Source organism: Polynucleobacter sp. MG-27-Goln-C1, from assembly GCF_018881905.1.
In the GTDB taxonomy this organism is placed as follows: domain Bacteria; phylum Pseudomonadota; class Gammaproteobacteria; order Burkholderiales; family Burkholderiaceae; genus Polynucleobacter.
Window position 1 is genome coordinate 774918 of the sequence record NZ_JACVPM010000002.1, and the last position, 10924, is coordinate 785841.

Consider the following 10924-nt stretch of genomic DNA (forward strand, 5'->3'; position numbering starts at 1 on the left):
TGGTCATTTCAAACATTATTGGCGGTCTTGGAAATCAAATGTTTCAGTACGCTGCAGGCAGGGCTCTCGCTGTAAATTCCGCTACGGATTTTAAGTTAGATATTTCTGAATTTGAGGGCTATGGGCTTCATCAGGGTTTTGAATTAGGTAATGTGTTCTCGTGCCCAATTAGCATTGCTGATCAGAAGAGCATAAAGTCGATCTTAGGGTGGCAAGAACCTAAATTTATCAGGAGGACCCTGTCTCGCAAGAGTTTCTCTATATTTAGAAAGAGGTCCCTAATATTTGAGCCTAACTTTAATTACTGGAATGGACTAGAGCAAAATGCAGGTAACGCATACTTAACCGGGTATTGGCAGTCGCAGCGATATTTTGAGACTATTGAGAATTTAGTTCGTCAAGATTTCACCTTTAAATTGCCTTTGAGTAATGAAAATAAGATCTTAGCAAGCCGAATTCAGGAAGTTAATTCTGTGAGCATTCACATAAGGCGGGGGGACTATATACATAATCCTAGTGCTAATGCAGTACATGGAATTTGTACATTGGATTACTACTCAAAAGCAATTAGCATATTTTTAAAAGAAGTGGATGCACCTCAGTTCTTTATTTTTTCTGATGATATTGATTGGGTTAGGCTTAATTTAGAGGTACCAGGCAGCCCCACCTTTATTGGTCATAATGTTGGCAAGAATAGCTTTGTGGATATGCAGCTGATGAGCCTATGTAAGCATAATATTATTGCTAATAGCTCATTTAGTTGGTGGGGTGCTTGGCTTAATCCAAATCCACATAAAGTTGTTATTGCCCCTAGTCAATGGTTTAAAAGTCTTATTAATACTGAAGATCTAATACCATTAGCATGGAGAAGAATTTAATTGATTCTCAAATCTTCTCCTGTGGTGACTGTGGCGCTTCCCGTATTTAATGCAGAGAAATATTTGGCAGAATCAATCGAATCCATTCTTAATCAGACTTTCACCAACTTTGAACTCATTGTCATCAATGATGGATCAACCGATAATTCATCAGACATCCTCAGGTCTTATGCTGCAAAAGATGCGCGCATCAGGTTGATTGAAAGAGAAAATGCTGGCCTAAGCAACACGCTGAATGAAATTATTGGGCTCTCTCGAGGCAAGTGGATCGCAAGAATGGATTCTGATGATATTGCGGTTTCAACCCGTCTTGAGAATCAGCTTAGCTGGCTTGAGAGTACATCTGCAGATATTTGCGGGGGATGGATGGATTGTTTTGGCTCTGGAACTTTGACGGTTAGAGAGCAGCCCGAAAATGATGAGGCCATCAAATATGGGCTTTTATTCGGATGCGTATTGGCTCACCCCACTGTCATGATGCGGTCTGATCTCATTAAAACCCTTTGCTACAGCCCCAATTGGGATAAAGCTGAAGATTATGAGTTATGGACAAGGGCGGCGCTTGCTGGAGCAAGGATAACTAATATACCAAGGGTAGTTTTGAAGTATAGGCAGCATCCAGCACAAATTTCATCTGCCTCTAATATTCAGCAAAAAAATCTAACACAATTAGTTAGGCGATCCTACTGGAAGTACTCAGAACTGGTGCGCAACATAGGCGATGATCTTGTGGAAGAGCTGCTAAAGCTTTACGAACCCGTACTATCGCAAATTAATATGGATAAGGTAGATGCCTTGATCTTTAAGATTTTGAGTCAGGCGTCGCAAGAGTCACGGCTTGTTATCTTGGGTTTTGCTGAGATTTTATATTTGAAGGCTTGCCAAGTTGACCAGTCGGCGCCAAAAAGATGGAAACGCATTTGTGTAATTCATAATTATCCTTACACCCTGGGAGTACGTATGATGATGTTTGCCTCCAGTAAATTTAGGATGCTTGAAAACCCCCGACTTTTAGGGTGGGCTAAATATATTCACTCATACTTGGGTAAATAGACTCAATGTTAGATAAAAAAATTATTCCAATTGTGTTACTGCACCATGATCAAGCGGATGTTCTTTTGCGCGCAGTTAAGTTGATTCATGAGAGAACGATTTACCCGTTTCGCATATTTATTATTGATAACAACTCTCCAGATTCTGAGGATCTAAGAAATACATTCCAAATTCTGGAGGCAGAATTTCAAGCCCAGATTATTCATAATTCGAAAAATAACTGGATTTATGGGTTTAATTTGGCCCTTGACCATCCCGCGTGGCCACAATCTCAACTTTATGCTTTCTCTGATGCAGATATTTATGTGCCCTTATCTATCAATGGTGTCTGCTGGTTGACTCATTTGGCTCAAGAAATGAACTCATACTGCGCAATCGGAAAATTAGGGTTAGCCTTAGATCATGAGAATTTAAAGGGCAATCCGAGTTTGGTGAGATCTTTGGGGATTGAAGAGTCTTATTTGAGGGGGCCGAAGATTGGCTCAAATATCGTTGCCCCTGTTGACACCACCATGGCCTTATACAGAAGTGACTATTTCATCACAAAGTTTAGATTTCAGATTGGACATGCTTCGCTTGCTAAGCCTCAATATTTCACTTGCAGAACCGGCGATGATTTTAAGGCAGTGCATGTTGGCTGGGATTACTATCCAAATAATGGGGCACAGTCCTATTCACCTATTAAGCAATGGAATAAATCGCTAGCAATGGTGAGGGCTGGAGCATATGTTGCTCCAGAGTTAATGGGGGAGTTCAGACCCCTTCAAAGAATTTTCTTGCTAGTAATCCAATTTGGCATCCGTTCGCTGCATGCCTTTAAAGTAAGTGCACTAATGTTTTGGTATTTAGCGATGCATTTCCCTAGGCGGATAAACGAAATTCAGGCGGGCGTCCGTAAGTAAGGCCCTCATTATGAAAAAAATTAGCGCCTCTCTTGTTTTGTATAACACTTCAGTTGATCAGATTAAGCGGGTCTTGGATTCTCTTGAGGCATCTGAGTTGATAGAGATTTTATATGTTGTTGATAATTCGCCAAAGGATAGTTTGCAGGATTTATTCGGCGCGAACTGGATTAAATATTCTCACATTGGGAGTAATCCCGGCTATGGCGCCTCTCACAACATGGCAATGAGACAAGCAATAGATTTTTTTGATTACCACCTTGTTTTAAATCCAGATATATATTTTGATTCCGGAGAGTTAAGAAAAGCAATTGAGCGCATGAATCAAGATGAGAAAATTGGTCATCTCATGCCAAGGATACTGAATACGGATGGAAGTATTCAGTGTCTCTGCAAGTTGCTGCCAACGCCCCTGGATTTGATTATTAGACGCTTCTCTTTTTGGCCCTTAGTCAGCTTTTTTAGAAAGCGAGAAGCTCGATATGAGCTGAGATCCTCTGGGTATGAAAATGAAATGAATGTACCCAATCTATCTGGATGCTTCATGTTGCTCAGAACCAGTGCGCTGAAGGTGGTGGGCTTATTCGATGAGCGTTTTTTCATGTACGGAGAAGATGTAGATCTCACACGCAGGATCCATGAAAAATTCATTACTCTTTACTATCCTGGCGCCATAGTAACCCATCATCATGCGAGAGACTCTTATAAATCCCTGAAAATGCTATGGATTCACAGTGTTAATTTATCCAGATACTTTAATAAGTGGGGTTGGTTTTTAGATAAGAGACGCGCTCAAATAAATCGGGAACTATTGAACCACCTTTCATCGAAGGCTGGTAAACGCTATTACCAGACATAGCCTCTTTAAGGAAATCCTACCGTGAGCGGCGCGCCACGATTTCTATTTGGTAGATTTATCTCGACACACGAATTTTGGGAATATGAGGTGATGCCTAGCTTCTGGAGAGCAGTCAATTCAAGGGCGGCCTTGGCCAAATGGGAGGTATAGAGATATGCAATTCTTCTTAGTGAAGAAAACATTTATTCACTAACGTGCTAAAAGCAGGGGATTGCTAATATCAACGAGCCCAGTTCCGCTCCAATGTGCTAGGGATGAAATATCAAGTTTCGGTGATTTGATGCTTCTCCATAAGTCAATCATATTCACAAATCTAATGTCATCAATTATTAGTAATTTATTTTCCTTGGGCTTTAATGCTTGAATAAGTGATAGAAATTTATATTCGAAATCCCCATCTTTAGGCGCATCCATAAAAATAATATTTGCATTATTTAATAGCTCGGAGTGTTTATTAAAGGTGTCAATATCGGATAGGTCTCCCAAGATCTGTATAACTTTTTTGCTATCAATTAATTCTTTATTAAGGTGGCTGCTAAAAAGGTTCCAGGCCTTTATATCAAAAGTATGAATGGTGCCCCCCTCATCTATGCCTTGAGAAAAAGCTATCGAACCCATGCCGGTATATGTACCAATTTCAACTATAGCTTTAGCATGCAAAGTGCAGGCAATGGACTTTAAGAGCCTATAGTGCTCCCCGGGAAGCACATTGAAATAATGCGCATCCTCAAGTTCTGGATTTGGAACTTGTACAGAGCTTTCCCAAGCCAGCTTATAGGCGCTAAGAAATAACTCTACAAGAAATATGTTTGGCCCAATATCATCGTCTACAGAATGAATAAGCGAGGGTTCAAAATGTCGAATCGATTGATTTTTCAAAATTAATCGCGAGATTTTTGAATATAAGTTCCTTGCTATTACTATTTCGTTATCTATTTGATGGGGGTTCAAGCCCTCGGCGCTGAAGTTAATGGCATCAGTGGCTCTTATAAGTTCTTCAACACCCCAGGCGTATGACTTGGAAGTTTCGGTGACTTTATTTAACTTCAATGTATTAAATAATTTTTGCAACATAGTTTACCTACCTTCAAATGAATAGCAGTACCAATATCGATTGGGGTGTTTGCGAGTGTTGGTATTGCGTACATGGCCCTTAGGAAGTCGAATCATTCGATTTAATAATAGCCCTAAGGCGATCGACAACTTGGAGTTTGTATTGTAGTTATTTATTGAGTAAAGGTTTTCGAAGGCTGCCGGAGTTAATATCGTTATCATATGACCGCTAGTAATATCCAGGTCCACCTTGGGAAAAACTTTTGTAGGCATTTTCATTGCTGGTAAATGACTGTATTTATTCACTTTAAACGCTTACTATTATGGTCTATTAGTAGCTGCCATCATTTTTTATTAAATTAGATCGATTTTTCTCCGCACAAGATTGTTATAATAAGAGGTTGAAAAAATATTATTCATTTAAAAGGTATTTTGTCTTTTAATCGCAGGCTACAATTTCTTAGTTTAAAATTTAAGTGACTGATTTCATTGGTAAAAATCTGTATTTAAACGCCCCAGCCATTCCTTTAGTCACGATCTTGTTATGCACCTATAACGGATCCCGCTTTTTGGCCGAACAATTGGATTCTTTGGAGGCTCAAACTCATCCAAATTGGGTGGTGATCGTCAGTGATGACGGATCAACGGACCAAACCCTGGAAATACTGCGAGACTATCAAGGGAGGTGGCCTTCCGGAAAATTGATTATCCGTAGCGGTCCGCAAAAAGGTTTTTGTCGGAATTTTTTGTCGCTAGCATGCGACTCAAGGATCAAGGCTGACTTCTACGCCTTTTGCGATCAAGATGACGTGTGGTTGCCAACAAAAATATCCGTTGCCCTTGAAAATATTTTAGCCAATCACGTTACACGTGTTCCTTACGTATATTGTGGGCGTACGCTGTATGTAGATTATCAGTTAAATCCCTGTGGCATCTCCCCCTTATTTGTTTTTCCAAGAAGCTTCCGTAATGCGCTGGTGCAAAGTATTGCAGGTGGTAATACGATGGTCTTTAATCAAGCGGCCAAATCTTTAATCGAACAGGCTGGAGTATTGGACGTTGCCTCGCATGACTGGTGGGTCTATCAACTGGTTAGCGGTGTGGAGGGCGACGTTTTTTACGACCCTGTTCCGCAGTTACTATATCGTCAACACGAGTATGCGCTTGTTGGCGGAAACAGATCTTTCTCCGCCAGAATGGAACGAATTTGGATGTTGCTGCAGGGACGTTTCCAGGATTGGAATACGCAAAATATTAACGCCTTAAAGCAAGTTAATCACTTGCTAGCAAAAAATCACCAAGATATTTTGATAATGTTTGAGTCATTAAGGGGCGCGCGTATCAAAGATAGATTCCGTCTAATGGAGGTATGTGGCTTATATCGTCAAACAAGGCGCGGCACCTTCAGTCTATTTTTAGCGACCTTAATTAATAAAGTTTAAAAGAGATTATTTGAATTTATAAATTATGAATCCCTTATCAATTAGAAATTTATTTAAAAGTATTGCTACTAATCGAGAACTCATTTATCAGATGACGGAAAGAGAGGTTCTTGGGCGTTATAGGGGTTCGATCTTCGGAATTGCATGGTCTTTTCTTAACCCGATCTTAATGCTTGTGATATACACATTAGTTTTTTCGGTTGTATTTAAAGCAAGGTGGGGATTCTCTACATCGGAGAGTAAGGTTGAATTTGCATTGATTCTATTCACGGGAATGATTGTTTTTAATTTTTTCGCCGAAGTAATAAATAGAGCTCCATTTTTAATTATCCATAATGTCAATTATGTAAAGAAGGTGGTCTTTCCACTGGAAATATTATCAATAGTTAGCATTGGTGCTGCATTAATTCATGCATTTATTAGCTTTCTTATTTTATTTGTGGGATTGGTAGCACTCGATGGACCTACTAATTTAACGATTCTCTATGTGCCTGTAATTTTTATCCCATTTATAGTAATGTCCTTAGGCATTTCTTGGATATTGGCTTCATTAGGTGTTTACATACGTGATATTAGCCAGGTGATTGGAGTGTTTACTTCTGTGTTGATGTTTCTTTCGCCAGTGTTTTACCCGCTGGACTCCTTGCCAGCGGAACTCCGAATTTGGGTAATGCTAAATCCTGCGACTTTTATCATTGAGCAGGTTAGACAGGTAGTAATTGTGGGCGACCTGCCTGACTGGGGTGGGCTCGGGCTATATGCCGTTATAGCAATTTTCCTAATGTATGGTGGTTATGTATGGTTCCAAAAAACAAGGAGGGGCTTTGCCGATGTCCTCTGAAGATTTTGCTATTAAAGTTGAGAGTCTAAATAAATGGTATGAGATCTATTCAAGACCTCATGACCGACTTAAACAATTTTTTGTGAATAGATTAGCTGCTCTTAAGTTAATCAAAAAAAGAGCTTACTTTCATGAATTTAAGGCCCTCACGAATGTTTCATTTGAGGTAAAAAAAGGTGAGACGGTTGGGATTATTGGAAAAAATGGCTCGGGTAAGTCTACCTTGCTGCAGTTAATTTGCCAAACAGTGACCCCTTCTGGCGGAGCTATTGTTACCAACGGGAGAATTGCCGCCCTACTGGAGTTAGGAGCTGGATTTAATCCAGAGTTCACTGGTCGTGAAAATCTCTATTTAAGCGCATTGATAAGTGGTCTTTCAGTCGCTGAGATTGATTCTAGGATTTCTGAGATATTAAGTTTTGCTGATATTGGTGAGTTTATAGATCAGCCTGTAAAAACTTATTCAACGGGTATGTTTATGCGCCTTGCTTTCTCCGTGCAAGCTCATATTGACCCTGAAATCCTAATTATTGATGAGGCTCTTGCTGTGGGCGATGCTTTCTTTATTCATAAATGTATGAGCAGATTTCATGAGTTGAAAAAGAAAGGCGTAACAATTTTGTTGGTCACGCATGATTCAACAGCTATAAAAACTTTATGTGATAGAGCTATTTGGTTAAAAAATGGTGAAGTAGCAGGTATCGGATTTGTAGATGAGGTGGTAGAGGAGTATTTGGCTGATATAAATGGGATGGAGAAGGTCTCAGATATTAATGTTGGATTGAGTAACATTGATACTAATCTGGAATCCATTGTTGAAGAGGCTGTTTCCCATGTCAATCCAACATCAAGACGAGGGACCCAAGATATCTCAATAATTCAGGCTAGAATTTTTGGGGACGGGATTGACTCTAATCTAGTCATTGCAGGTGAGCTATTAAAAATTAGGTTATTAGCTAAAGTTAATGTGCATAGGAGCAACCAAAAAATTATTGTGGGCTATATATTGAGAAATATTAGGGGAATTGATATTGCCAGCAGCAATAATGAGGTGGAGGGATGTATCTTGGATGCCGAAAACATTCAAGACATGTTAGAAGGGAGTATTCAATTTACTATTCCATACTTGCATCCTGGACAGTATTCATTGACCTTGGCTATCACTTCAAAAGATACATCAGGAAAATTAACTTCACTTGACTATTGCGAAAACATTATTCAATTTAATCTGGTATCCGCCAAGGAGTGTCATGTCCTAATGGCCTTACCAACGGAATATAAATTTAAATGAAGAATATTCTGTCCAAATTATTGCGGGGATGGAAAATACTATTTGAGGCAATAAAAAAATTAAGGCGTAATGATGCTTATTGATTCATTTATTTTTTTTAATGAATTGGATTTATTGGATATTCGGCTTAATATCTTGGCTGACAAGGTAGATTTATTCGTATTGGTAGAAGGTAAAAAAACTTTTCAAGGTGCAGATAAACCGCTTCACTTTAGTGAAAATAAAGACAGGTATGGAAAATTTCTAAATAAAATTGTTCATATTGTTGTTGACGATTACCCTGGATGTGGAACTCCGTTTGAGCGAGAGCACTTTCAGAGGGAGGCAATATTAAGGGGTATTGAAGGTATTCCCAGTGATAGTTTATTCATGCTCTCTGATGTAGATGAGATCCCCAATCCAGACGTCATACCTTCAATCGTAGATAAAAATTCAATTGTGCTGTTCAATCAAAAGCAGTTTTACTACAAACTAAACCTTCAGTGTGTTGAGAGAGGTCTTTTGCCAGGATCAGTCTTGATTAATCTTGTCGACCTAGTCTCCCCATCTAAATTAAGAATTGATTTGTTTAATTTTCAATCGAGATATATTACGGGAACATTAGTTGATGCAAATGTTACCCTTATTGAGAATGGTGGTTGGCACTTCAGTTTTCTTGGGGATGTTAAAAAAATTCAAGAAAAAATTGAAGCGTTTTCTCATGATGAATTCAACCTTGAGGAGATTAAGGAGGATAAAAATCTTTCGGAAAGTATCCAAAAAGGGTTAGATATTTTTGGGCGAAATTTCACCTATAAAAGAGTTGAGTTGATGGAGATGCCTTTTTATATTTCCAAGCATTTGGATGAATATGAGGGGTTAGGGTTTTGGAGTAAAGGGCAGCAATCATGCGCCTCAAAAGATATATTTAGCAAAGATGTAAAAAATTCTCTACCACTTGATTTCTCAAGAACCTCTAGCGATAGTGAAATGAATGAGAGAAGGCGGGGGCTAATAAAGTCTTTAAATGAAACAATCAGCAACTGGGAGGCTTGGAATGCCGATCTTCAAAAAATAATTTATCAAAGGGACTCTCGAATTATAGATTTACAAGATAGAGCGCATAATTTATCCGTATGGGGTAAAAATTTACAGACTACTATCGATGCAAGAGATAATCAGATTATTAATTTAATGCAGGATATTGAGCGTGTCTCAAAATGGGCTCTAGACTTACAGTATCAATACGATCAGAAACATTCCGAGTTAATGAAGATGTCTGATTGGGCTGCCAGTATGCGTCTTGAATTAGAAAAACGAAGGTTATCTATTAAATTCCAATTTACATCATTAGCTAAACTTGTTCTCAGGCGATCATTCCAAAAGCTAAAAATTGCAAAACTAGTTGCTCGTATCAAGCAAGCTTTCCTAAGATGGAAAAAAAATACAAAGATAGGCGAGCTTAAGGCAATTTTGAAAGGTGCCAATGGGGGGTTAATAATCGTTTTTCCTGTGATTGTTTGGGATTTTCGTTGGCAGAGACCGCAGCATTTGGTTTCACGTTTTTGTAAGCGTGGGTATGCGATCCTTTATTCGGCCATGTCTCTCATTCCAAATGGAAATCGTTTTGCCTCTAGATCTGAGGCGTCTTCCAAGATGACCTTAGATGAGCTGCAAAAGGGAATCTTTCAATTTTGGCCATCTAGCAAGGAGCATGTCAACATTTATCAGGATCAATTGAAAGACGATGATGTAAAGAACATTGCCGATGGCATTGCAACACTGATTCTGGATCTTAATCCTAAGTCAATATCGTATGTAGTTCATTTCCCGAGTTGGTGGCCTATTGTAGAGAAGTTGCAAAGTGAATTTGGAGGAAAAATAATTTTTGATTGCATGGATGATCATGGGGGATTTTCTACAAACTCAATTTCAGCTCTCGAGGCTGAAAAAATACTCATTGAAAAAGCAGATCTGCTGATTACATCCTCGCAGTTACTTTACGATAAGATGAATGAAAAAAATGGCAACTGTATCCAAGTAAAAAATGGAACTGAATTTGAGCATTTCTACGGATGCATGCCCAATGGTGAGTTGGATTTTCTTGGTGGTGGACCCATTATTGGATATTTCGGCGCCATCTCAGATTGGTTTGACGTGGAGTTGATCGCTCACTGCGCTCGAATGAGGCCTCAATATAACTTTGTATTAATTGGTTCCACATTTGGCGCCGAGATAAATGAGATAGAGGATCTAGAAAATGTATTTCTTTTGGGGGAGAAAGCTTACCAGTCATTACCTGGGTACCTAGCGTATTTTGATGTGTGTTTGATTCCTTTCAAACTTATTCCTTTGACTATGGCAACAAACCCAGTGAAGTTTTATGAGTACTTGAGTGCTGGGAAGCCCGTTGTATCTGTAAGATTGCCTGAGCTAATTGAGTATGTCGATTGTTGCTATCTAGCCGATAATGCCGAGGAATTTGTGGCTCAAATAGATGAGGCATATCAATCAAAAGATGATTTTGAGCTGAAGAATATGAGATTGGAATTGGCTAGAAACAATTCCTGGGACTCCAGGGTAGATGCGATTTTGAAAAATTCTTGTTTTGAGTGAGATTAAGATT

The 10924-nt window shown here is 39.0% G+C and carries 9 protein-coding genes; 8 read left to right on the forward strand and 1 reads right to left on the reverse strand.

What is annotated here, in order from left to right:
* Positions 1–38 precede the first annotated feature (38 nt).
* Genes ICN14_RS08080 through ICN14_RS08095 form a run of 4 tightly spaced genes read left to right on the forward strand, consistent with a single transcriptional unit; the run spans position 39 to position 3692 of the window.
* The gene (locus tag ICN14_RS08080; protein WP_216225905.1) at positions 39–878 is read left to right on the forward strand and encodes an alpha-1,2-fucosyltransferase; all 840 of its coding nucleotides are present in this window, start codon (positions 39–41) and stop codon (positions 876–878) included.
* Positions 879–1931 carry a glycosyltransferase gene (locus ICN14_RS08085; RefSeq protein WP_216225906.1) on the forward strand — a complete coding sequence of 351 codons (1053 nt, stop codon included), beginning with the start codon at positions 879–881 and terminating at the stop codon, positions 1929–1931. It begins immediately after the preceding gene.
* Positions 1932–1936: 5 nt separating this feature from the next.
* Positions 1937–2833: a glycosyltransferase gene (locus ICN14_RS08090; protein WP_216225907.1), complete on the forward strand. Its 897-nt coding sequence runs from the start codon at positions 1937–1939 to the stop codon at positions 2831–2833.
* A gap of 10 nt (positions 2834–2843) precedes the next feature.
* On the forward strand, positions 2844–3692 hold the full coding sequence (locus ICN14_RS08095) for a glycosyltransferase family 2 protein (RefSeq protein WP_216225908.1): 849 nt from the start codon (positions 2844–2846) through the stop codon (positions 3690–3692).
* A 189-nt stretch (positions 3693–3881) separates the two neighbouring features.
* On the opposite strand, the gene ICN14_RS08100 is transcribed toward ICN14_RS08095, so the two are convergent.
* Positions 3882–4766 carry a methyltransferase gene (locus tag ICN14_RS08100; protein WP_216225909.1) on the reverse strand — a complete coding sequence of 295 codons (885 nt, stop codon included), beginning with the start codon at positions 4764–4766 and terminating at the stop codon, positions 3882–3884.
* A 455-nt stretch (positions 4767–5221) separates the two neighbouring features.
* On the opposite strand from ICN14_RS08100, the gene ICN14_RS08105 reads away from it, so the two are divergent.
* From ICN14_RS08105 to ICN14_RS08120, 4 genes are all read left to right on the forward strand, one after another.
* A complete protein-coding gene (locus tag ICN14_RS08105; RefSeq protein ID WP_216225910.1) occupies positions 5222–6187 on the forward strand; it encodes a glycosyltransferase in 966 nt (321 codons plus the stop codon).
* A gap of 25 nt (positions 6188–6212) precedes the next feature.
* A complete protein-coding gene (locus tag ICN14_RS08110; RefSeq protein ID WP_216225911.1) occupies positions 6213–7028 on the forward strand; it encodes an ABC transporter permease in 816 nt (271 codons plus the stop codon).
* Positions 6982–8319 (forward strand): ABC transporter ATP-binding protein, encoded by a 1338-nt coding sequence (locus tag ICN14_RS08115; protein WP_216225912.1) that lies wholly within the window; start codon positions 6982–6984, stop codon positions 8317–8319. The genes ICN14_RS08110 and ICN14_RS08115 overlap by 47 nt, the downstream gene beginning before the upstream one ends.
* 69 nt (positions 8320–8388) lie before the next feature.
* Entirely contained in the window at positions 8389–10914 is a 2526-nt protein-coding gene (locus tag ICN14_RS08120; protein ID WP_216225913.1) for a glycosyltransferase, read from the forward strand.
* Positions 10915–10924: the final 10 nt, after the last annotated feature.